Origin of the sequence: Rhodopseudomonas sp. BR0G17, from assembly GCF_010907025.1 — a bacterium.
Lineage (GTDB): Bacteria > Pseudomonadota > Alphaproteobacteria > Rhizobiales > Xanthobacteraceae > Rhodopseudomonas > Rhodopseudomonas palustris_H.
In genome coordinates, this window is record NZ_QUML01000046.1 from 1 (window position 1) to 20,210 (window position 20,210).

At 64.3% G+C, this 20,210-nt stretch carries 19 protein-coding genes and 1 tRNA gene; 13 read left to right on the top strand and 7 right to left on the bottom strand.

Annotated features, from left to right (window positions below; translation table 11 throughout):
- The first annotated feature begins 62 nt into the window (after positions 1-62).
- The 4 genes from DY467_RS23390 (at position 63) to DY467_RS23405 (ending at position 3,095) form a co-directional block, all read left to right on the top strand.
- On the top strand, positions 63-533 hold the full coding sequence (locus tag DY467_RS23390) for a chemotaxis protein CheW (RefSeq protein ID WP_174270123.1): 471 nt from the start codon (positions 63-65) through the stop codon (positions 531-533).
- Positions 534-600: 67 nt separating this feature from the next.
- Positions 601-966, top strand: a complete 366-nt coding sequence (locus tag DY467_RS23395) for a response regulator (RefSeq protein WP_011157188.1) — start codon at positions 601-603, stop codon at positions 964-966.
- A 78-nt stretch (positions 967-1,044) separates the two neighbouring features.
- Positions 1,045-2,220, top strand: coding sequence for a protein-glutamate methylesterase/protein-glutamine glutaminase (locus DY467_RS23400; RefSeq protein WP_164639344.1), 1,176 nt, complete (start codon positions 1,045-1,047; stop codon positions 2,218-2,220).
- Positions 2,217-3,095: a CheR family methyltransferase gene (locus DY467_RS23405; RefSeq protein ID WP_164639345.1), complete on the top strand. Its 879-nt coding sequence runs from the start codon at positions 2,217-2,219 to the stop codon at positions 3,093-3,095. Before DY467_RS23400 ends, DY467_RS23405 begins: the two co-directional genes overlap by 4 nt.
- Before the next feature lie 289 nt (positions 3,096-3,384).
- Here DY467_RS23405 and ctrA read toward each other — a convergent pair whose 3' ends face one another.
- Positions 3,385-4,086: a response regulator transcription factor CtrA gene (ctrA, locus tag DY467_RS23410; protein ID WP_011157191.1), complete on the bottom strand. Its 702-nt coding sequence runs from the start codon at positions 4,084-4,086 to the stop codon at positions 3,385-3,387.
- 367 nt (positions 4,087-4,453) lie between these two features.
- Between ctrA and fliI the strand changes: the two genes are divergently transcribed.
- From fliI to DY467_RS23430, 4 genes are all read left to right on the top strand, one after another.
- Positions 4,454-5,779 (top strand): flagellar protein export ATPase FliI, encoded by a 1,326-nt coding sequence (gene fliI, locus DY467_RS23415; RefSeq protein WP_107343625.1) that lies wholly within the window; start codon positions 4,454-4,456, stop codon positions 5,777-5,779.
- 109 nt (positions 5,780-5,888) lie between these two features.
- Complete coding sequence (fliJ, locus tag DY467_RS23420; RefSeq protein WP_107354820.1) at positions 5,889-6,317, top strand: flagellar export protein FliJ; 429 nt, start codon at positions 5,889-5,891, stop codon at positions 6,315-6,317.
- Between the two features lie 176 nt (positions 6,318-6,493).
- Positions 6,494-7,042, top strand: a complete 549-nt coding sequence (locus DY467_RS23425; protein ID WP_107343626.1) for a sigma-70 family RNA polymerase sigma factor — start codon at positions 6,494-6,496, stop codon at positions 7,040-7,042.
- Positions 7,042-7,989: an anti-sigma factor gene (locus DY467_RS23430; protein ID WP_164573290.1), complete on the top strand. Its 948-nt coding sequence runs from the start codon at positions 7,042-7,044 to the stop codon at positions 7,987-7,989. Before DY467_RS23425 ends, DY467_RS23430 begins: the two co-directional genes overlap by 1 nt.
- A gap of 265 nt (positions 7,990-8,254) precedes the next feature.
- Here DY467_RS23430 and DY467_RS23435 read toward each other — a convergent pair whose 3' ends face one another.
- Positions 8,255-8,455 carry a hypothetical protein gene (locus DY467_RS23435; protein WP_107343628.1) on the bottom strand — a complete coding sequence of 67 codons (201 nt, stop codon included), beginning with the start codon at positions 8,453-8,455 and terminating at the stop codon, positions 8,255-8,257.
- A gap of 331 nt (positions 8,456-8,786) precedes the next feature.
- On the bottom strand, positions 8,787-11,018 hold the full coding sequence (flhA, locus tag DY467_RS23440) for a flagellar biosynthesis protein FlhA (RefSeq protein WP_107346503.1): 2,232 nt from the start codon (positions 11,016-11,018) through the stop codon (positions 8,787-8,789).
- Between the two features lie 160 nt (positions 11,019-11,178).
- On the opposite strand from flhA, the gene DY467_RS23445 reads away from it, so the two are divergent.
- Positions 11,179-12,423: an MFS transporter gene (locus tag DY467_RS23445; RefSeq protein ID WP_164639347.1), complete on the top strand. Its 1,245-nt coding sequence runs from the start codon at positions 11,179-11,181 to the stop codon at positions 12,421-12,423.
- An 87-nt stretch (positions 12,424-12,510) separates the two neighbouring features.
- On the opposite strand, the gene DY467_RS23450 is transcribed toward DY467_RS23445, so the two are convergent.
- The gene (locus DY467_RS23450) at positions 12,511-14,202 is read right to left on the bottom strand and encodes a methyl-accepting chemotaxis protein (protein WP_164639349.1); all 1,692 of its coding nucleotides are present in this window, start codon (positions 14,200-14,202) and stop codon (positions 12,511-12,513) included.
- Between the two features lie 513 nt (positions 14,203-14,715).
- Between DY467_RS23450 and DY467_RS23455 the strand changes: the two genes are divergently transcribed.
- The 4 genes from DY467_RS23455 to DY467_RS23470 all read left to right on the top strand — a co-directional run bounded on the left by DY467_RS23455 (position 14,716) and on the right by DY467_RS23470 (position 18,850).
- A tRNA-Ile gene (locus DY467_RS23455) sits at positions 14,716-14,791 on the top strand.
- A gap of 150 nt (positions 14,792-14,941) precedes the next feature.
- Complete coding sequence (locus DY467_RS23460) at positions 14,942-15,889, top strand: helix-turn-helix domain-containing protein (RefSeq protein ID WP_349627684.1); 948 nt, start codon at positions 14,942-14,944, stop codon at positions 15,887-15,889.
- Positions 15,890-16,297: 408 nt separating this feature from the next.
- On the top strand, positions 16,298-17,818 hold the full coding sequence (locus DY467_RS23465; protein WP_246701626.1) for a diguanylate cyclase: 1,521 nt from the start codon (positions 16,298-16,300) through the stop codon (positions 17,816-17,818).
- A gap of 165 nt (positions 17,819-17,983) precedes the next feature.
- Positions 17,984-18,850: an FTR1 family iron permease gene (locus tag DY467_RS23470; protein ID WP_164639352.1), complete on the top strand. Its 867-nt coding sequence runs from the start codon at positions 17,984-17,986 to the stop codon at positions 18,848-18,850.
- Here DY467_RS23470 and DY467_RS23475 read toward each other — a convergent pair.
- From DY467_RS23475 to DY467_RS23485, 3 genes are all read right to left on the bottom strand, one after another.
- Entirely contained in the window at positions 18,841-19,590 is a 750-nt protein-coding gene (locus tag DY467_RS23475; protein WP_164639354.1) for a transglutaminase-like domain-containing protein, read from the bottom strand. The two genes, DY467_RS23470 and DY467_RS23475, sit on opposite strands and share 10 nt — an antisense overlap.
- A complete protein-coding gene (locus DY467_RS23480; RefSeq protein ID WP_107343633.1) occupies positions 19,580-19,807 on the bottom strand; it encodes a DUF3222 family protein in 228 nt (75 codons plus the stop codon). The genes DY467_RS23475 and DY467_RS23480 overlap by 11 nt, the downstream gene beginning before the upstream one ends.
- 97 nt (positions 19,808-19,904) lie before the next feature.
- Positions 19,905-20,174, bottom strand: coding sequence for a hypothetical protein (locus DY467_RS23485; RefSeq protein ID WP_164639356.1), 270 nt, complete (start codon positions 20,172-20,174; stop codon positions 19,905-19,907).
- Between the last annotated feature and the right edge of the window lie 36 nt (positions 20,175-20,210).

Genomic DNA, 20,210 nt, shown 5'->3' on the forward strand with positions numbered 1-20,210 from the left:
CATGCGACGCCCGAAGTGCTGGAGCAGGCGGCATGAGCGAGACCAGGAAGGACACCCCCGCGATGAGCCGCACCATCGACGCGATCAGCGGCAACACCACCCAGTTCGCCACCGCGATGATCGGCGGCCAGCTGTTCGGCTTGCCGATCAGCCGGGTGCAGGATGTGTTCATGCCGGAACGGCTGACCCGGGTGCCGCTGGCCCCCGACGACGTCGCCGGCGTTCTGAACCTGCGCGGCCGGATCGTCACTGCGATCGACATGCGGGCCCGGCTCGGCCTGCCCAAGAACCAGGACGGCAAGCCGCCGATGGCGATGGGCGTCGACCTGCGCGGCGAATCCTATGGCCTTCTGATCGACTCCATCGGCGAAGTGCTGACCCTGCCGGACGAGGGCCGCGAGACCAACCCGGTCAACCTCGACCCCCGCATGGCCTCCTTCGCCAACGGCGTCCACCGCCTCGACGGACAGCTCATGGTCGTCCTCGACGTCGACAAAGTGCTCGAAATCGCAACTCAACGTATGGCTGCATAACGTCTGGACTGATTGCGGCGCAATCGCAGGAACTGCCCATCCGGGCGTGAACTGATAGAGGCAGAAAATGAAGACATGTCTGGTGGTCGACGACTCGAGCGTCATCCGGAAGGTCGCGCGGCGCATCCTTGAAGGTCTCGACTTCGAGATCGTCGAAGCTGAAGACGGCGAGAAGGCGCTCGAAGCCTGCAAGCACGGGCTGCCCGATGCCGTTCTGCTCGATTGGAACATGCCGGTGATGGATGGCTACGAGTTCCTGCGCAATCTGCGCCGGATGCCCGGTGGCGACGCGCCGAAGGTGGTGTTCTGCACCACCGAGAACGACGTCGCGCACATCGCGCGGGCGCTGCATGCCGGCGCCAACGAGTACATCATGAAGCCGTTCGACAAAGACATCGTCACGGCGAAGTTTCAGGAAGTCGGCCTGATCTGACGGGGGTCGGACGGCCGGTTTTGACGCCGCGGTGTGGGACGCGGTGGGGAGTGGAAGTATGCGTTGCGTCGGTGTTCTATGAGCGTAGCTTTGGCAGGTAGTCCCGCTACGAATTCGGCGCAATATGAGCCGTTGCGCGTGATGATCGTCGACGACTCGGTCGTCATCCGCGGTTTGATCTCCAGATGGGTCGAGGCCGAGCCGGACATGGTGGTCGCAGCATCGCTGCGCACCGGGCTCGACGCCGTCAATCAGCTCGAACGGGTACGCCCCGACGTCGCGGTGCTCGATATCGAAATGCCCGAACTCGATGGCATTTCGGCGCTGCCGCAGTTGCTCGCCAAGAAGCGCGACTTGGTCGTGATCATGGCGTCGACGCTGACCCGCCGCAACGCGGAGATCAGCTTCAAGGCGCTGTCGCTCGGCGCCGCCGATTACATCCCGAAGCCGGAAACTACCCGCGAGCCGCAGGCCGCCGATATCTTCAAGCACGATCTGCTGCAGAAGATCCGGTCGCTCGGCGGCCGGGTTCGCCGCCGCGCTGTGCCCGGAGTTGCTGCGCCGGCGATCGCGCGCGAACCGCATCCGGCTCCGGTGCCGCATCCCGCCGTGGCCACGCCGACCGTTGCCAGCCAGGCTGCGCTGGTGAAGCGCTCGTTCGGTCCGACCGCGCCGCGCGTCCTGCTGATCGGCTCGTCGACCGGTGGGCCACAGGCTCTGATGTCGATGGTGGCCGATATTGGCCCGGTGATCGATCGTTTCCCGGTGCTGATCACCCAGCATATGCCGCCGACCTTCACGACCATTCTGGCCGAGCACCTGGCGCGCGCCAGCCGCCGTCCGGCGCATGAAGGCATCGAAGGCGAAGCCATCAAGCCCGGCAACATCTATCTGGCCCCCGGCGGCAAGCACATGCGTGTCGCCAAGCAGGGTGGCAATCCGGTGATCGCGCTCGACGACGGTCCGCCGGTGAACTTCTGCAAGCCTGCGGTCGATCCGTTGTTCATGTCGGCGATCGAAGTTTGGCAGAGCGGCATTCTCGCCGTGGTGCTGACCGGCATGGGTTCGGACGGCATGCGCGGCGGCAAGGACATCGTCGCGGCTGGCGGCAGCGTGATCGCGCAGGACGAAGCCTCCAGCGTGGTGTGGGGCATGCCGGGCGCTGTCGCCAATGCCGGCGTCTGCGCCGCGGTGCTGCCGCTCAATCAGATTGGCCCGAAAGTGGTGCGCCTGTTCGCAGGAGACCGCTCGTGAACCCACAGGATTACGATTTCCTCCGCAAGCTCCTGAAGGAGCGTTCCGGGCTCGATCTGTCGGCCGACAAACAATATTTGGTGGAGAGCCGACTGCTGCCGCTGGCGCGTCGGCTCAGCCTCGGGGGCATCAGCGACCTGGTGCTGAAGATGAAGGGGATGGGCGCGGAATCGCTGATCTCCGACGTCGTCGAGGCGATGACCACCAACGAAACGTTCTTCTTCCGCGACAAGGTGCCGTTCGATCACCTGCGCGAGGAGATGCTGCCGGCGCTGCTGCAGGCACGTGCGGCGCGGCGTTCGCTGCGGATCTGGTGTGCGGCGTCATCGACCGGCCAGGAGCCGTATTCGATCGCGATGACGCTCAAGGAGCTTGGCCCGGCTGTGGCCGGCTGGCGGTTCGAGATCATCGCCACCGATCTGTCGCCGCAGGTGCTGGAGAAATCCAAGTCGGGCCTGTTCAGCCAGTTCGAAGTCCAGCGCGGGCTGCCGATCCAGCTGCTGGTAAAGTACTTCAAGCAGGCCGGCGAGGTGTGGGAGCTCAGCCCCGAGATCCGCGCCATGGTGCAGCATCGCCAGCTCAACCTGCTGCACGACTTCTCGTCGCTCGGCACCTTCGACATCGTGTTCTGCCGCAACGTGCTGATCTATTTCGATCAGACCACCAAGGTCGCCATCTTGGAGCGGATCGCCAAGCGGCTCGAGCCGGACGGCTATCTGACCCTCGGCGCCGCCGAGACCGTGGTGGGTCTGACCGACGCGTTCAAGCCGCACAATTCGCGCCGCGGCGTGTATCTACCGAACATGAAGTCGGCGCCGTCGATCGTCCCGGCGTTCCCCGCGACTTCCGCCCTCAGCAGCCTGCGCGCCGGCTGAGGCACGGAGCCTTCGGTTCTTCATCTGCATCACTGCTCCACACCTTTCGTCATTCCGGGGCGCTCGCATCAGCGCGCGAGCCCGGAATCCCGAGATTGTTGTGCAAGCTGCCCAAGTCGTCCCCGCGTCAGATTGCTGGTACGCGCCGATGGGCGCACCCCGGAATGACTGAGGCGAGGGGAGTTGGCGGGGACAGAGCGGCATCCCAAAAACAAAAACCCCGCCATTTGCGGCGGGGTCAAGGACCACTCGGAAGGAGAGCGCCCGAGGGCGCTCTTGGTAGAACCAGTTAGGCCGGGATGCGGACGTCGTCCTCGGACGGTTCGCGCAGCACGTAGCCACGGCCCCAGACCGTTTCGATGAAGTTGCGACCGTCGGAAGCGTTGGCGAGCTTCTTGCGCAGCTTGCAGATGAATACGTCGATGATCTTCAGTTCCGGCTCGTCCATGCCACCATAGAGGTGGTTCAGGAACATTTCCTTGGTCAGCGTGGTGCCCTTCCGCAGGGAGAGCAGCTCCAGCATCTGATATTCCTTGCCGGTCAGATGCACGCGCTGGCCGCCGACTTCGACGGTCTTGGTGTCGAGATTGACGACGAGATCGCCGGTCTGGATCACCGACTGGGCGTGCCCCTTCGAGCGGCGGACGATCGCGTGGATGCGCGCGACCAGCTCGTCCTTGTGGAACGGCTTGGTCATGTAGTCGTCGGCACCGACGCCCAGACCCTTCACCTTGTCCTCGATGCCGGCGAGACCGGACAGGATCAGGATCGGAGTTTTGATCTTCGAGACGCGAAGCTGCTTGAGAACATCATAACCGGACATGTCCGGCAGGTTCAGATCAAGCAGGATGATGTCGTAGTCGTACAGCTTGCCGAGGTCGACGCCTTCTTCACCGAGATCCGTCGTGTAGACATTGAAACTCTCGGATTTGAGCATCAATTCGATCGACTGCGCAGTCGCGCTGTCATCTTCAATCAGCAATACGCGCATGCCAGTCCCCTCTAAGCGCCGCTACGGGCGTCAGGCGTCCGCACACTTGCGGCACTGGAAACGCCTTTGAAGAACTGATTCGGATCCTGACGAGGAATGGTTAACAAAAACTGATTCGGCTCCGCAAGGTCCTGTCGTGCAATTTTTCTCGAATCGCACTAAGGTGTTGCGGGAAAGCAGCTTTTTGTCGGCCGGCCCCTTCAAGTTCCACTTTAAGAGTCGGCGTCAACCGACTCTTGCGACTCACCCTTCATTCTGAGGGGCAAGCGTGCTCAGCTACCAAAGACAGTGACGCAATGATTAACGATGCGGGTAAACACGAAGTTAAGGCGACAGGCCCCGCGTCGATGAACTTAAGAGTTTCGCAATGAAGGCCCTGGCGGAACAGATCGGCGACATCGACAGCGTCAATACCTATGGACGCGTCGTCGGCGTGCGCGGTCTGATGGTCGAGATCGCCGGGCCGATTCACGCGATGAGCGTTGGCGCACGCATCGTTGTCGAAACCGGCGCCAACCGTGCGATCCCGTGCGAAGTGATCGGTTTCACCGGTAACAACGCCATCGTCATGCCGTTCGCAGGACTCGAAGGTGTGCGTCGCGGCTGCCGTGCGATCATCGCGAACGCTGCCGCTCAGGTGCGACCGTCGCCGCATTGGCTCGGCCGCGTCGTTAACGCTTTGGGCGAACCGATCGACGGCAAGGGGCCGCTGGTACAAGGTCCGTCGCCGATGCCGTTCCGCAATCAGCCGCCGCCGGCGCATTCGCGCAAGCGCGTCGGCATGCCGCTCGATCTCGGTGTGCGTGCACTCAACACCTTTCTCACCTGCTGCCGTGGGCAGCGCATGGGTATCTTCGCCGGTTCCGGCGTTGGTAAGTCCGTGCTGCTGTCGATGCTCGCTCGCAACGTCGATGCCGCGGTGTCGGTGATCGGGCTGATCGGCGAACGCGGCCGCGAGGTGCAGGAGTTCCTGCAGGACGATCTCGGCGAGGAAGGTCTCGCGCGTTCCGTGGTTGTGGTCGCGACGTCGGACGAGCCGGCGCTGATGCGGCGGCAGGCAGCGTATCTGACGTTGGCGATCGCCGAATACTTCCGCGACAACGACAAGGACGTGCTGTGCCTGATGGACTCGGTCACGCGTTTTGCGATGGCGCAGCGTGAGATCGGGCTGTCGGCCGGCGAGCCGCCGACCGCCAAAGGCTACACGCCGACAGTGTTCACCGAACTGCCGAAGCTGCTCGAACGCGCCGGGCCCGGGCTGGGCGAAGGCACCATCACCGGCATCTTCACCGTGCTGGTCGACGGCGACGATCACAACGAGCCGGTCGCCGACGCGGTGCGCGGCATTCTCGATGGCCACATTGTGATGCAGCGCTCGATTGCCGAGCGCGGCCGCTATCCGGCCATCAACGTGCTGAAGTCGGTGTCGCGAACCATGCCGAAATCGGCCGATCCGGTTTATCTGCCGATGATCAAACGAGCGCGGCAGATCATGGCAACCTACGCTGACATGGAAGAGCTGATCCGGCTCGGCGCGTATCGTCCCGGCTCGAGCGCCGAAGTCGACGAAGCGGTGCGGCTGCACGAGCCGCTGGAGGATTTCCTCCGCCAAGGCAAGGACGAGGCGACCAGCTTGCAGTCAGGATATGCCCAATTGGAGCAGATCCTGAGTAATTCGGAAACGGAACGCTAACTTTGTCCGGCCATCATGCTTGGCACGTCAATCGATTTGCCGGGTGGCCCCGTCGTGACCATCCGGCGATGTCCCGCGTTGAACTGGGACTTCTGGGGAGTACGAGTCGATGAAGTCACGCGAAACGCTGATCCGTCTGAAGAAGTTTCAGGTCGACGAGCGGCGCAGACGGGTTGCCCAGATCGAAGCGATGATCGCGGATTTCGAGCGGATGTCGGCCGATCTCGAGCGCGAAATCGTCACCGAGCAGGAACGCGCGGGGATCACGGACCCCAGCCACTTCGCTTATCCGACCTATGCCAAAGCGGCGATTCAGCGCCGCGAGAACCTGACCCGCTCTGCCGACGAGCTGCGGGTGCAGCTCGAAGAAGCCCGGGGCCAGCTTTCCGAGGCGTTCGACGAGATGAAGAAGGTCGAATTGCTCGACGAGCGCGACCAGGCCCGCGAACGCGCCGAGGAAAGCGCCCGCGAGCAGGCGGACCTCGACAGCATCGGCCTGATGCGTGCACGGCTTGGTGGGGCGGGCGCCGTCGCCTGACCTTTCGCAACTTTGCGTCGAAACAGCCCGGGCCCTCGGTCCGGGCTTTCGTTTGCGGTATCCACAGCCTATGCAGTGGCGTGGTGGAACACTGTGTTGCACGATATGCTGCTGTGGTTCGGGCCGCTCGGCCGGAACGGGGGGCGTGGCCGCAACGGCCATGGTGAGGTCTCGGAATGCTGTCGCCGGCTGAGTTGGTTTCGCTGATCGCCGCGGTCGCCGAGCGCGACCAGGACGCGTTCCAGCGACTCTACGATGCGACGCGGGCGAAACTGTTCGGCGTCGTGCTTCGTATCTTGCGGCGACAGGATCTCGCCGAAGAAGTCATTCAGGACGCCTACGTCAAGATCTGGAACAACGCTGCGCAGTTCGATTCCAAGGTGGCTTCGCCGATCACCTGGATGGCGTCGATCGCGCGCAACCGGGCGATCGACGTCGCGCGCAAGCGCGGCGAAGTCTCGATCGAGGAGGAGCCGTCCGCCAATGACGTCGCGGCGGAGACGCCTGACCCGCTGGCGCGCCGGGAGATGACCGAGGAGCTGAAGCGGCTTCTGGAGTGCATCGGCCGTTTGGAGCCCGAACGGCAGAAACTGGTTCTGCTGGCGTACTACAACGGCTGGAGCCGTGAGCAGCTCGGCGCCAAGTTCGGCGCTCCGGCCAACACGATCAAGACCTGGCTGCGCCGCAGCCTGCTCGATGTTCGGGGGTGTTTGGGACTGACCTGATGGCCCACAGCGAAGACCATAGCGCGCTCGCCGCGGAATACGCACTCGGCACGCTCGACGCCGCCGAATGGGCGGAAGCCGAGGCGCTGATGCGCAGCGATGCGGAGTTCGCCGCGCTGGTCAAAGCGTGGGAGCTGAAGCTCGGCGCGCTTAATCAGATGGTCGGGCTGGTCGAGCCGCGCGGCGAGGTATGGGATCGGATCAAGGCGGCGATCGCCGCCGAGTCACAGCGCGCGGTGCCGCCGCCGGCTGCGCCGCCGATCGGTGACGTCGCCAGTGCCGGAGTGCTCGGCGCGCCGGGAGATCCGATCTTGCCGCGCCCTGCCAACGATACCGGACCCGCACCCGTCAGCGAGTCGACCGAACTCAGTCCGGAATCCAAACGCGTCGTGCACTTCGCCAAGCGCGCCTACATCTGGCGCGGCGTGGCGATGCTGTCGAGCGCGATCGCAGCCTCGCTGCTGCTGGTGGTCGGCGCGCAGGTGTATCAGCCGGACCTGTTGCCGGACGCGGTTCGTCCGCCGATCCGCACGCAGATCGTCAAGGTGGAAACGCCGCCGCCGGCGGTGCCGGCGCAATACGTCGCCGTGCTGCAGAAGGACGGCAACGCGCCGGCCTTCATCCTCACCGTCGATGCCGGCACCAAGACCTTCACGGTGCGCCGCGTTGCCGCGTCGCCCGAGCCGGGCAAGAGCTACGAACTCTGGATCGTCTCCGACAAGCTGCAGAAGCCGCGGTCGCTCGGCGTGATCGGCAACCGCGATTTCACCGTCAATCCGGTGCTGTCGTCGTACGATCCCGACCTAGTTAGCAAGGCAACTTACGCGGTGACGGTCGAGCCCGAAGGCGGCTCGCCGACCGGCGTCGCCACCGGCCCGATCGTGTTCACCGGAAAGCTGGTGGAAAGTGTGCCGCCGGAGCCGATCCGAAACACGCCACGGCAGTAATCGACTGGTCCATGGCGGAGACGACGCGTTGCCGCTCGTCGTCCTCAGGTTTTGCCCAAGCTGATTATTTCGAACCGCGCTCTGAGACGCGTGCGGACAAGAGCTGAACAGCTCGACCAACGGCGCGACCAACTTCATCGCACAAAAGAAAAACGCCCGTGGGGAGCGGGCGTTTTCCTTTGGGTCTCCACTTGGGGTGAGTGGGACCTCCTCAGCTCACGCGTCAGCCAGGGGGGCTATCTGGCATGCGTGAACGCTGGAACGGTTAGCGGATCACCATCGTTTCCGCCTTGCTGATCGCGGTCGGTTTGCCGGCTTTGATCACCTTGGCAGTCTGGGTGTAGCCGTCGTCGGCCCCAAGCCGCGCGGTGATGCCGAGGCCCGCCACCGCGATCCCGGCGACCAGAGCCACCGCCACAATCTTCAAGTGGGTGCTGCGATCGGCACTGTAGATCGAATGGTTCATGCGGAGCCTCCTGGTGTCTTCTCCACCCTCGGAAATTCGTGTTTGCGATCCCGAAGCAGGTTCAAAGAACTCACGCAGAAAACGTAGGAAATCGCCCGGCCGTTCCGCAGAGGGCGTCACAAACGCGTGAACAAGCGTGATAGTGCGCGAGAATGCAGTGCGAAAAGCGCGCTTAACTTACTGAAAATTAATCAAATCAGGTGCGGTGAGGCTGCCTTGGCCGTTCCCACGGCCATTGGCAGCAAAATACCACTCCAGGCCGATAGACCTTGTCTGTTGCGCAAAAGTCGCGCAGCCGCCTTGTCTTCCAAAGGCTGGGAACCGGGCGGCTTTAAACGCTGCCGACCGTCTTCAACCGCGCCCGCGGATGGATCTCGGCCTGCGACATCACCGTGGTCTGGGCCCGGAAGCGTTCGACCAGCGAGCGGACGAACGGCCGGATCGAGGCGGAGGTCACCAGCACCGGGGCTTCGCCTTCGCGGGCGGCCTGTTCGAACTTGTCGCGCACCGCGGTCATGAATTCCGACAGCTTCGACGGCGCCATCGCCAGGGTGCGGTCTTCGCCCTGGCCGATGATCGATTCGGCGAACGCCTGCTCCCATTTGGCTGACAGCGCGATCAGCGGCAGGTAGCCGTTGTATGAGGTGTTCTGCGCACAGATCTGGCGGGCCAGCCGGGCACGGACGTGCTCGACGATGGTCGACGGATTCCGCGAGAACGCCAGCGCTTCGGCGATGCCTTCGAGGATGGTCGACAGGTCGCGGATCGAGACGCGCTCGGCGAGCAGCAGCTGGAGCACGCGCTGGATGCCCGAGACGGTGATCTGACCCGGGACGATGTCCTTGACGAGTTCGCCCTGTTCTTTCGGCAGGTCTTTGAGCAGCTTCTGGGTTTCGCCATAGGACAACAGGTCGGACATGTTGGCCTTGAGCAACTCGGTCAGGTGGGTCGACAGCACGGTGGCGGCGTCGACCACCGTGTAGCCCTTCAGCGACGCCTCTTCCTTGAAGTTGGCGTCGACCCAGGTGGCGGGCAGGCCGAAGGTCGGCTCGGTGGTGTGGATGCCGGGCACCGTCACCTGCTCGCCAGCCGGGTCCATCACCATGAACTGGTTCGGCCAGATCCGGCCGGTGCCGGCGTCGACTTCCTTGATCTTGATGACGTACGTGTTGGCCTCGAGCTGGACGTTGTCGAGGATGCGCACCGCCGGCATCACGAAGCCCATTTCGATCGCCAGCGAGCGGCGCAGCGCCTTGATCTGTTCGGTGAGGCGGTCGGTGCCGTCCGGCCCGTTGACCAGCGGCAGCAGCGCGTAGCCGAGCTCGATCTTCAGATCGTCGATCTTCAGCGCCGCCGCGATCGGCTCTTCGGCGGACGCTGCCGCGGCTGCAGCTGCGGCGGCTTCCGGCGCGACTGCGGCCTGCGCCTTTTCGGCGGTGACTTCCGCCTTCCGCTTGCGCGCCTTCAAGGCCAGGAAGGCCGAGCCGCTGCCCAGCGCTAGGAACGGAATGGTGGGAATGCCCGGCAACACCGCCAGCACCAGCATCACCGCGGCCGCCATGCCCAGCGCCTGCGGATATCCGGAGAGCTGGCCCATCATCGCCTTGTCGGCCGAGCCGGAGATGCCGGCCTTCGACACCAACAGGCCCGCCGCGGTCGAAACGATCAGCGCCGGGATCTGGGTCACCAAGCCGTCGCCGACCGTCAGCAGCGTGTAGGTGTGGCCGGCTTCGGAGAACGACAGCCCCTGCTGCGCCACACCGATGATGATGCCGCCGATCACGTTGATGAACACGATCAGCAGGCCGGCGATGGCGTCGCCGCGGACGAACTTCGAGGCACCGTCCATGGCGCCGAAGAAGCCGCTTTCGTCCTCCAGCTCCTTGCGCCGCGCTTTGGCGGTGGCTTCGTCGATCAGTCCGGCCGACAGGTCGGCGTCGATCGCCATCTGCTTGCCGGGCATCGAGTCCAACTGGAAGCGTGCCGCGACTTCGGCGATACGGCCCGAACCCTTGGTGATGACGACGAAGTTGACGATGATCAGGATCGTAAAGACGATGATCCCGATCACGAAATTGCCGCCCATCACGAAGCCGCCGAACGCCTCGATGACGTGACCGGCGGCCGCGGTGCCCTCATGGCCGTGCGACAGGATCAGCCGGGTCGACGCCATGTTCAGCGACAGCCGCAGCATGGTCGAGATCAGCAGCACGGTCGGGAACGACGAGAATTCCAGCGGCGCCTGAATGAACAGCGACGTCATCAGGATCAAGATCGACAGTGTGATCGAGATCGCCAGGAACAGGTCGAGAATGATCGCCGGCAGCGGCAGGATCAGGACGACCAGGATGGTCAGCACGCCGATCGCGAGCGCGAGGTCGCCGCGCCGCAGTATGGCGATCATTTCTTTGAGGCTGGGAATGCCGGCGCCCGTGCCCTGGCCGACCGTGGTGTCCGTCATTTCAGCCGCAGTCCCCTGTGCGCGTCGCTTGCGCCGCCCGGACGTCTTCGCAGCGACCGGAGGGGCGCTGGGTCCGACGTGAGGCAGCGCACTGGCGTCCACGGGCATTCCCCGTTTTTCGCGGCCGACGACACTTCTTCACTGGGCAAAATTTGCCCGGTTCATGGTTAGCAAAGGGTTAACGCCGCCCTGGGTGCGACCGCATGGCAGGGCGCTGGCCGGCGGCCTTGACCCCGAGGCCGGCGCCCGAAACTCTGTGCAAATGGAAACGCTCGTGGAAAAGACCGGCAAAACGCCGGCGTTCACGCTCGACTCGCGCCAGGCGTGGGTTCGGCTCGGAGTGGCGCTGGTGATCGGCTCGATCGGCAGCGTCGGGATGTGGTCGGTGGTGGTGGTGCTGCCGCTGGTGCAGGCGGAGTTCGCCGCCAGCCGTGGGGCAGCCTCGCTGGCCTTCACCATGGCGATGCTCGGCTTCGGCCTCGGCGGCGTCGCCACCGGCAAGCTCACCGACCGGTTCGGTATCGTGATTGCGATCGGCAGCGGCATTGGCCTGCTCGGGCTCGGCTATGCCGGCGCCGGGCTGTCGGCTGCGCTCTGGCAGTTCGCCGCCTTCCATTTCCTGATCGGCGCCGGCGCCTCGGCGACGTTCGGCCCGCTGATGGCCGAAGCCTCGCACTGGTTCGAGCGCTATCGCGGGCTGGCAGTGACCATCGCCGCCAGCGGCAATTATCTCGCCGGCACGATCTGGCCGCCGCTGGTCAATTGGGGCAGCGCCAGCATCGGCTGGCGCGCCACTCATCTGGCGATCGGCGGGTTCTGTGTCGTCGCGATGACGCTGATGGTGCTGATCCTGCGCGCCAGGATGCGCGGCCACGCCGCTGCCAGCCACGCCGCAGCGCCGCCGCCGAAGATCGATCTGCAGCTTCCTACCAACACGCTCACGGTGCTGCTGAGCGTTGCCAGCATCGCCTGCTGCGTGGCGATGGCGATGCCGCAGGTCCATATCGTCGCCTATTGCGGCGACCTCGGCTACGGCGCAGCGCGCGGCGCCGAGATGCTGTCGCTGATGCTGGCGTTCGGCATTATCAGCCGGATCGGCTCGGGCTTCCTGGCCGATCGGATCGGCGGCATCCGCACGCTGCTGCTGGGCTCGGTGGCGCAGGGCGCAGCGCTGATGTTCTATCTGTTCTTCGACAGCCTGGGTTCACTTTACGTGATCTCGGCGATGTTCGGCCTGTTCCAGGGCGGCATCGTGCCGGCCTATGCGATCATCGTCCGCGAGGCGATGCCGGCGCGCGAGGCCGCGACGCGGGTCGGCATCGTGATCATGGCCTCGGTGCTGGGGATGTCGTTCGGCGGCTGGATTTCCGGGGTGATCTTCGACGCCACCGGCTCCTACGCGGCCGCCTTCGTCAACGGCATGGCGTGGAACGCGGTCAACGTCGCGATCATACTGATGCTGTTGCTCCGCAGCCGGCGGCGCGGCCCACAGGTGGCGATGGCGTAGCGGGATCTTATCGGAGGCCGGAAACGAACGAGCCGCGCAGCTGACAGCCGCGCGGCTCTTGTTGTGCGGTGGAGCGGGGAGGCCGGCTCAGGCGGCCCGGACGCTCTGCAGGAAGTTGGCGACCTCGACCTTCAACCGGTTAGAGTCCTGCGACAGCGATTGCGCCGCCGACAGCACCTGGGCTGATGCCGAGCCGGTCTCAGTGGCGCCGCGCTGCACGTCGACGATGTTGGCCGACACCTCGTTGGTGCCTCGCGCCGCTTGCTGAACGTTGCGGGCGATCTCCTGGGTGGCGGCGCCTTGTTCTTCGACCGCCGAGGCGATCGTGGAGGCGATCTCCGACATCCGCTCGATGGTGTGGCCGATCTCGCGGATCGCCGACACCGACTCGCCGGTCGCCGCCTGGATGCCGCCGATATGCTGGCTGATTTCGCCGGTCGCCTTCGAGGTTTGTTCGGCCAAAGCCTTCACTTCGGCTGCCACCACGGCGAAGCCGCGGCCGGCTTCGCCGGCGCGCGCCGCTTCGATCGTGGCGTTGAGTGCGAGCAGATTGGTCTGGCCGGCGATGGTGTTGATCAGTTCGACCACATCGCCGATCCGGGCGGCCGCCTGCGACAGCTCGCCGACGGTCGCGTTGGTCTTGCGCGCCTGATCGACCGCCTCGACGGCGATGCGGGCGGATTCCTGCACTTGCCGGCTGATCTCGTTGATCGACGAGGTCATCTCCTCGGTCGCCGACGCCACCGACTGCACGTTGGTAGAGGCCTGTTCGGAGGCGGCTGCGACGGTGGTGGTGATCGTCTGGGCGTGTTCCGCCGTTTTCGTCAGCGTGCCCGCCGAAGCTTCCAGTTCGGTCGAAGCCGACGATACGGTTTCAACGATCTCGCCCACGGAGGATTCGAACTGCCGGGTGGCGGCATCGATGCGGTGGCCGCGGGCGATCTTCTCTTCGGCGTCCTTGGCTGCGGCCGCATCGGCCGCGCGCTTATCGATCAGCGCCTGCTTGAACACCTGCAGCGCATCGGCCATGGCGCCGATCTCGGTGTTCTTGCCACGATGCGGCACCTCGGCGGAGAGATCGCCGCGGGTGAAATCCTGCATCGGCTTGACGATCGAGGCGATGCCCCGCGACAGATCGCGGATCACCAGGATGCTGGCAGTGATGCCGATCGCGATCGCGACGACCAGGATGCCGATCATCACGAAGATCGCCCACAGATAGGTCGCTTCCGCACTCGCGGTGGCGCCTGCTGCACCCTTGTCGTTGAGTTCGATGTCCTTCTTCAGCACCTCATCGATTTGTGCGCTGATCGGGCCCATCGTCTTCAGCATGTAGTCGTTGGCGGCGACCGGAAGCTCACCAGCGGCCTTGCGAGACATTTCGAGGCCAGCGGGTGCGAGATTGATGTAGTTAGTCCAAGAGGCGACGAGGTTGTCGTACAGCTTGCGCTCTTCCGGTGTGGCGACCATCGGCGCGTAGGTGCGCAGCGATTGCTTCACCGCCTCATCGAATGCGGCGAGTTGCTTCTCGATTGCCAGCTTGCGTTCGGTGGTAGCTTCGAGCAAGTGCGCGCGCAGCGTGTTGCGATACAGCGCCACGTTGGTGCGCATCTCGCCGAGAACCCGGACCGACGGCATCCAATTGGTGCCGATATCGACAGTGCTCGCATTCAACGTCCGCATCTGCAGCAGGCCAAGTAAACCGAGGCCGGAGAGCGCGATCAGCAAGACAGCGACGAGGGTGGTGATTTTCGTCCGTAACGGGACATTGGCGAGCATGGTTGGTCCAATTCAACTTATAGGCGACGAGATGTCGCGCGATGATCGGCCGCATCCTCGGTTAAAATGTTTGTTCAAAAGCTAATCAATTTGTACGCGATCGAACATATTGCGCGGCGGCCCTTGATCTGCAGATCTCACGGTCCGCGCGCACATGAAGAGAGGACGGAACTAATCGATTGGATGAAACGATCTCCGACTGATGAAAGAGGAGAGATTCAAAGCTCGATGTGCTGACTGATCGATTTTGCTCACAGGCCCCGACCTTCCTTGTTCCCTATCGTTGAGAAGAGCCGAGTATGTCGGTGCCTCGAACGTCAGCCCCGGCGTCGCCATCGGCGCGGTTCGACGCTTTCGCTCGGACGCAGGAAACCGCGACCACCCGCCATCCCCGCGAGCGCGGTCTGGTCCAGCCGGTTTTGGTTCCGGGCGCCCGCAACCTGCCAATTGCCCGCGAAGTCCTGCCATTGTATGGGGAGGCCGCACCGTCCGCCGCCTCCGCGGCCGCCGGCGGGGCCTGTAGCTCAATGGTTAGAGCCGACCGCTCATAACGGTCTGGTTGCAGGTTCGAGTCCTGCCGGGCCCACCACAGATGCTGTGGCGGAGCCTTGCCCCAAGGGAGGCTTCTCAAATGAACGACGTGCCATCCTCGTCAGTGCCGCTGCAGCCGGCTCGGTTCTCGACCGGAGCGGTTCCGGAGCGAGACCGATTCGATGCTTGGCGGGAGTACTTGCGTCCGGTGGCCGATCTGACGCCGATTGCCCATCGTCAGCGGAAGGCTTCGATCGACCTGGCGACGTGGGATCTCGGCAGCTTCGCCATGTGCCAGGAGAGCAGTTCCGGGACGCGGTTCTCCCGGACGCCGCGCCGGGTGAAGACCATTTTCGCGGACCATTGGTATCTCTTTTTGATCAAGGAGGGCGCGAACTGGGTGGTCAGCGATGGTGGCTGTTCGGCCGAGCAGGTGTCACGCGGCACCTCCGGTCAGGTCGGATTCTATTCGCTCGGTGAAGCATTCCACGGCGAGATGCAGCCGATGGAAATTCTGATGCTGTTCATCCCGCGCGACCAGTTCGCCCGGCAGGCCGGCACGTTGGACCGGCTCAACAACACGATTATCGATACCGCACGCGGACGGTTTCTGTCCGACTACATGCTGGCATTGGAGCGCCGGTTGCCGGAGCTGACCAAGGACGATGTGCCGGCGATCGTTCGAGCCACCGAGGCCATGATTACGGCCTGTTTGGCGCCGGCGCCGCACAGCGCGGAAGAAGCCCACGAAGGGATCATCTTGAGCCTGGGCGAGCGGGCGCGCCGGGTGGTGCAATCTCAGCTGTCGAATCCGAAGCTGACACCGGCGAGCCTCGCCAAGAGCATGGGCGTGTCGCGGAGCGTGCTCTATCGCCTGTTCGAGCCGCACGGCGGCGCGGCGCGCTATGTTCGCAACACGCGGCTGGCCTCGGCTCACCGGGCGCTGTGTGACTTTGCAGAGACCCGGCAGATCCAGCAAATCGCCAACTCGTTTGGCTTCACCTGCGCGCAGGAATTCAGCCGCGCGTTCCGCCAGCGCTACGGCTACAGCCCGTCCGAGCTACGCGCCGATTGCAGCCAATCGGTCCGCCGCCTCTGCGGCCAGGCGACGGAGGGGGGCCGGACGCTGGGCGAGTTCTTGCGGACCACGGCCTGAAATCGACAGACCGCTTGTCCCCGGATCGTCCCGGCTTGCGCCGGATATGACGTCCTGGAATGCGCGCGAAATCTTTGCGCTGTAATCTGAAGACGTCGGGAGCGTTCAGGTCCGCTCAGCGGTGCTATCGCTGTTGTTCGAAATTGCTCACTGGTACGTGGGTATCATTCTTCCGACCCGAATCGTGCTTAACTGATCCGCTTCCCTCCTGCGACGCCCGCCGCAGTCTCTTCTTTGTGGGTACTTTTATACTGTTATCGACGCGATTGGTCGCCATCGATTTTTGGGACCAGTTGCTGCGAAAGCGAGACGAAAAGCCAACGCCCCGCCGCCCGATAAGGGTCTAGAGTTCAGCACTGAATAAACGGCCGGGCCGCGCCCGGCCGGAGAAGCTGGCCTAACAAACTGTTGTACCCGCTGATGACGATGCACTTAGATCCGGACCGCGACTGGAAAGATCATATTGCAGGCCAGGCTCTCAGGCAGATCCAGGAGCTCGATCTCGCGCTCGAGCCGAACAGCTTTGAGCTCTGGTACACGTTCTTTTCGGGCCGGCACAAAGCATTGACCGAAGCTGTCAACGCGCTTTTGGCTGCGACCGGCCGGCCGAGTGCACGCGATCTCACGCGGCTGTACGAACAGTTTCTGTTCCCCACCAAGGCTGCAACGCGCATCCATACGATTGGCGCCCTGGTGCACACGCAATCGAGCGCGCTGATCAACGTGATCGAAGAAGCGTCCGATGCGACCCATGGATACGAGACCCGTCTGTCGAGCGCGGCGCCGCGTCTGGCGCTCGGCCGGATGGACGGCATGCAGAGCATCGTCGATGAACTGCTGAGCTGGACGATCGACATTCAGACCGCCAATTCTCTGTTGGTCGGTCGGCTCAAGTCTGCTGCCGAGCAGGTGCGGCAGTTGCAGGACCAGCTCGATCAGGTCCGACTCGAAAGCATGACCGATCCGCTGACCGAAGTCGGCAACCGCAAGTACTTCGAGAATTCGCTGTCGCAGCACGTCAATAGCGAAGAGAGTTGGCCGCTGTCGTTGCTGATCGTCGATCTCGACAACTTCAAGCAGTTCAACGATCGCCACGGCCATGTCGTCGGCGACGACGTGCTCCGGCTTGCGGCTTCGACCATCAAGCACAATTGCCGCCGTGACGACGTGGTTTGCCGGTATGGCGGCGATGAGTTCGCCATCATCGTGCCGCGCACGCCGTTGCGCGAGGCCTTGCTGCTCGGCGAAGCGATCCGAGCGGCGATCGCGGCGCGCGAGCTGCATCGCCGTTCGACGCATGAGAGCTTAGGGCGCCTCTTGATCTCGATCGGCGCGGCGGAGTTCCGGCCGGGCGAGACGGCCGACGATTTTGTCGAGCGCGCCGACCATTGGATGTACGCGGCCAAGCAGGCGCGACGGGACAGGACGCGGCCGACCGGCGAGGCCGTGCGAGACCCAGCCGAACGGCGGCCCGACATTCTGTGGCACGAGAGCTATGCGTGCGGCGAGCCGACCATCGACGCTCAGCACCGCGAGTTGTTCGACCTTGCCAATGTCATCCTTGGTCCCGACATCGAGGCACTGGAATCCGCCGAACTGGCGGAGGTGGTCGAGCTGCTGCTCAGTCGCGTCGCCCAGCACTTCCAGTACGAACAGGCAGTGCTCGAAGCCGCCGGCTACGATGAATATGAACATCATCGTACTGAGCACGACCATCTGCTGCTACGTGCTCGCAACGTGAGTGAGGCTGTGGTGTCGGGACACCAGTCGCTCGGCGAGCTTCGGGAGTTCCTGGTTAACTCGGTGATCCTTGGACACTTGCTCAAGGATGACCGGCGGTTTTTTGCTCTGTTCGACAAGCAGGGCGCATCTGGCGCGCCGCGCGGGACTGCACCGGTGCATCGGGAGCGACGGCGGTCGTCGCTGTAACCACAATTGGCTTGCTGGATCGGGCGGCCTTCGCGTGCCCGTGATCTGGTCCCCGCATTCGCTATCGGGACTTTTCGCTAAATTTCGATAAGATCGCAACTCCTGGCTGCAGGCGAGTCGGGCCGTTGATCGCCCGTGGCCGTCGCCGGCTGGGTAGAGGCGAAGATGATCGGGTCGCAGTTCGGCAACGTCGTCATCGTGGTGTGGCGCGAAGGCGTCGAGGCGCTGCTGATCGTCGGCATCCTCAATGCATGGCTGCGCAATAACGACGCCAGCGGCATCGGGCGGCGCTATCTGTGGTCCGGAGCCGCTACAGGCCTGCTGCTCGCGATCGGCTTCGGCACCACCATCGCGCTGTCCAGCAGTACGATCCCAGTGACCAGCCGCGAGGTCTATGAGGCGATTGCGACCCTGCTTGCAGCCGGCCTGATCGTCCACATGGTCACCTGGATGCGCGGCCAAGGCCGTCTGCTACGCGACGAGCTCGAAGCGGCGCTGCGCCAGGAAACCAGCACGGCGAGCTGGTGGGGCGTGTTCACGCTGGCGGCGTTGGCAATCGCGCGCGAGGGCGCCGAGACCATCCTGTTCCTGCTCGGCGCGCTCTCGGCAGTCGAAAGCACGTCCCCGGCCGAGCCGATCCTGGGCGGCATCGTCGGCGTCGGCCTGGCGCTGGCGACCTACGCGCTGCTGCAGCTCGGCAGCCGGATCGCAACCTGGCGGCTGTTCTTTCGCGTCACCGAAGTGATGATGTTGTTGCTGGCGGCCTCGCTGTTGATCAGCGGCGTCGACACCTTGAGCAGGCTCGGCATGCTGCCGTTGACGGGGCGGCTGTGGGACAGTTCGGCGTTGCTTTCGGACCATGGAGCAGTCGGAGCCCTGGTGGCAGGGCTCACCGGCTATCGGTCGCAGCCGAATCTGCTCGAGCTCGGCTTCTACCTCCTCTACTGGATCTGCGTCGTTCTGCTGCTCCGCAAGACCGCGCCGCCCGAACAACTCGTCGTCGCCGAGAACCGCGCCGAAATTCAGCGCTGAGCCGCACCCGCGGCGCGCGCCGCCGCATGCTGTGCCGCTTCGTCTTCCATCGAGCCGCGCAGGTTGCTTTGCTGTGCAAGATGCGGGTACTGCCGCTTCATCTCGGCCTGCACGAATTTCACCGGGACATCGAAGTACGCGCCGTGCTCGCGCACGTATTCCATGAACCGCGCGTCGTTGTTGTCGAACGCCTGCATCACTGCGTCAAACGAGCCGTCGAAGTCGAGCGGCGCGACGCCGAGCTTGTCGCACAGCGTGCGATTGAAGGTGGGCGACGCTTTCACCCACCGTTCGCCGGTGAAGCATTCGGCGTAGCCGTGCCACGCGAATAGGTCGGTGCCCATCGTCCGGGTCAGGTTTTCGGTGGCGAGATGATTGCGGACATCGGCAAAGCACACCCGCGCCGGTATCCCGGATGCACGCGCCAGCGCCGCGAACGCCGAAGCCTTGCCGACGCAGTAGCCGCGTTCGGCACGCAAAACGCTCGACGCGCGGAAGATCTCGGGGCTGGAAAAGTCCACATAGGGGTCGTAACGGACGCCGTCGCGCACCAAGAGGTATAGCGCACGAAGCTTGTCGGCGAGCGTTTCGGCACCGCGAACGGCGTCAGCGGCGCGCGCGATCACCTCGGGATGATCGCTGTCGACGAATTCCGCCGGTGCCAGACACACCGCGATCTCGGATGCGGCTGTCTTGGCCGTGCCGGAGTTGGCGCCGCTGCTGCCGGGCTCAGACCGCATGCAGCTTCGGCCTGGACGACACAATCTGCTTGGCGATCACCACGGGGCAATCGTCCGCGTGCTTGATTTCGTCACCGGTCTGCAGCCACGGCACCGATGCGCCGCACAATTTGCACTGATTGTGCGCGCCGCCGTCCTCTTCTGAGACGATCTCGATGGCCGTCTTCAACAGGGCGGTGGCGATTTTGCGGACGTCTTCGGCGGCAGTATCGGTCATGGTTTGATTCCGTGGAACGCGTGGCGGCCGGCGGCCGCGGCCGGAGTGTGCCGCCGTTCGCCGGGCGTTGCAACTGAACGGTGGCCCGGTGCGGGGCTTAGTAGCAGGGATGGCGGCGGCCGTCCTGCCCCCGGTAGGCGGCGGCTCCTTGGCCGCACAGTGCCGATACCGGACCGTCATAGGTGGCGTAAGTGTGCCCAGGCCAAATCGGCGGACCATAGTTATGCAGATAGGGCTCGCTGGACTGGTGGTAGGGTGAATGATGGTGGTGATGCTGCGCGCGATGGTGCCGGTGCTCAGCCAGCGCCGGGATCGCGGTGGCTGTGAACAGGATCATCACGGCACAGGCCAGCTTGAACGTGGTCATGACACACTCCGTTGGTTCCGGAAAAGGAACGTCCCC

What these genes read in the sequence shown, in the direction of transcription:
- DY467_RS23390 (WP_174270123.1), top strand. Translation starts at nt 63, where the DNA reads ATGAGCCGCACCATCGACGCGATCAGCGGCAACACCACCCAGTTCGCC.
- DY467_RS23395 (WP_011157188.1), top strand. Translation starts at nt 601, where the DNA reads ATGAAGACATGTCTGGTGGTCGACGACTCGAGCGTCATCCGGAAGGTC.
- DY467_RS23400 (WP_164639344.1), top strand. Translation starts at nt 1,045, where the DNA reads ATGAGCGTAGCTTTGGCAGGTAGTCCCGCTACGAATTCGGCGCAATAT.
- ctrA (WP_011157191.1), bottom strand. Translation starts at nt 4,086, where the DNA reads ATGCGCGTATTGCTGATTGAAGATGACAGCGCGACTGCGCAGTCGATC.
- fliI (WP_107343625.1), top strand. Translation starts at nt 4,454, where the DNA reads ATGAAGGCCCTGGCGGAACAGATCGGCGACATCGACAGCGTCAATACC.
- fliJ (WP_107354820.1), top strand. Translation starts at nt 5,889, where the DNA reads ATGAAGTCACGCGAAACGCTGATCCGTCTGAAGAAGTTTCAGGTCGAC.
- DY467_RS23425 (WP_107343626.1), top strand. Translation starts at nt 6,494, where the DNA reads ATGCTGTCGCCGGCTGAGTTGGTTTCGCTGATCGCCGCGGTCGCCGAG.
- DY467_RS23430 (WP_164573290.1), top strand. Translation starts at nt 7,042, where the DNA reads ATGGCCCACAGCGAAGACCATAGCGCGCTCGCCGCGGAATACGCACTC.
- DY467_RS23435 (WP_107343628.1), bottom strand. Translation starts at nt 8,455, where the DNA reads ATGAACCATTCGATCTACAGTGCCGATCGCAGCACCCACTTGAAGATT.
- DY467_RS23445 (WP_164639347.1), top strand. Translation starts at nt 11,179, where the DNA reads ATGGAAACGCTCGTGGAAAAGACCGGCAAAACGCCGGCGTTCACGCTC.
- DY467_RS23450 (WP_164639349.1), bottom strand. Translation starts at nt 14,202, where the DNA reads ATGCTCGCCAATGTCCCGTTACGGACGAAAATCACCACCCTCGTCGCT.
- DY467_RS23470 (WP_164639352.1), top strand. Translation starts at nt 17,984, where the DNA reads ATGATCGGGTCGCAGTTCGGCAACGTCGTCATCGTGGTGTGGCGCGAA.
- DY467_RS23475 (WP_164639354.1), bottom strand. Translation starts at nt 19,590, where the DNA reads ATGCGGTCTGAGCCCGGCAGCAGCGGCGCCAACTCCGGCACGGCCAAG.
- DY467_RS23480 (WP_107343633.1), bottom strand. Translation starts at nt 19,807, where the DNA reads ATGACCGATACTGCCGCCGAAGACGTCCGCAAAATCGCCACCGCCCTG.
- DY467_RS23485 (WP_164639356.1), bottom strand. Translation starts at nt 20,174, where the DNA reads ATGACCACGTTCAAGCTGGCCTGTGCCGTGATGATCCTGTTCACAGCC.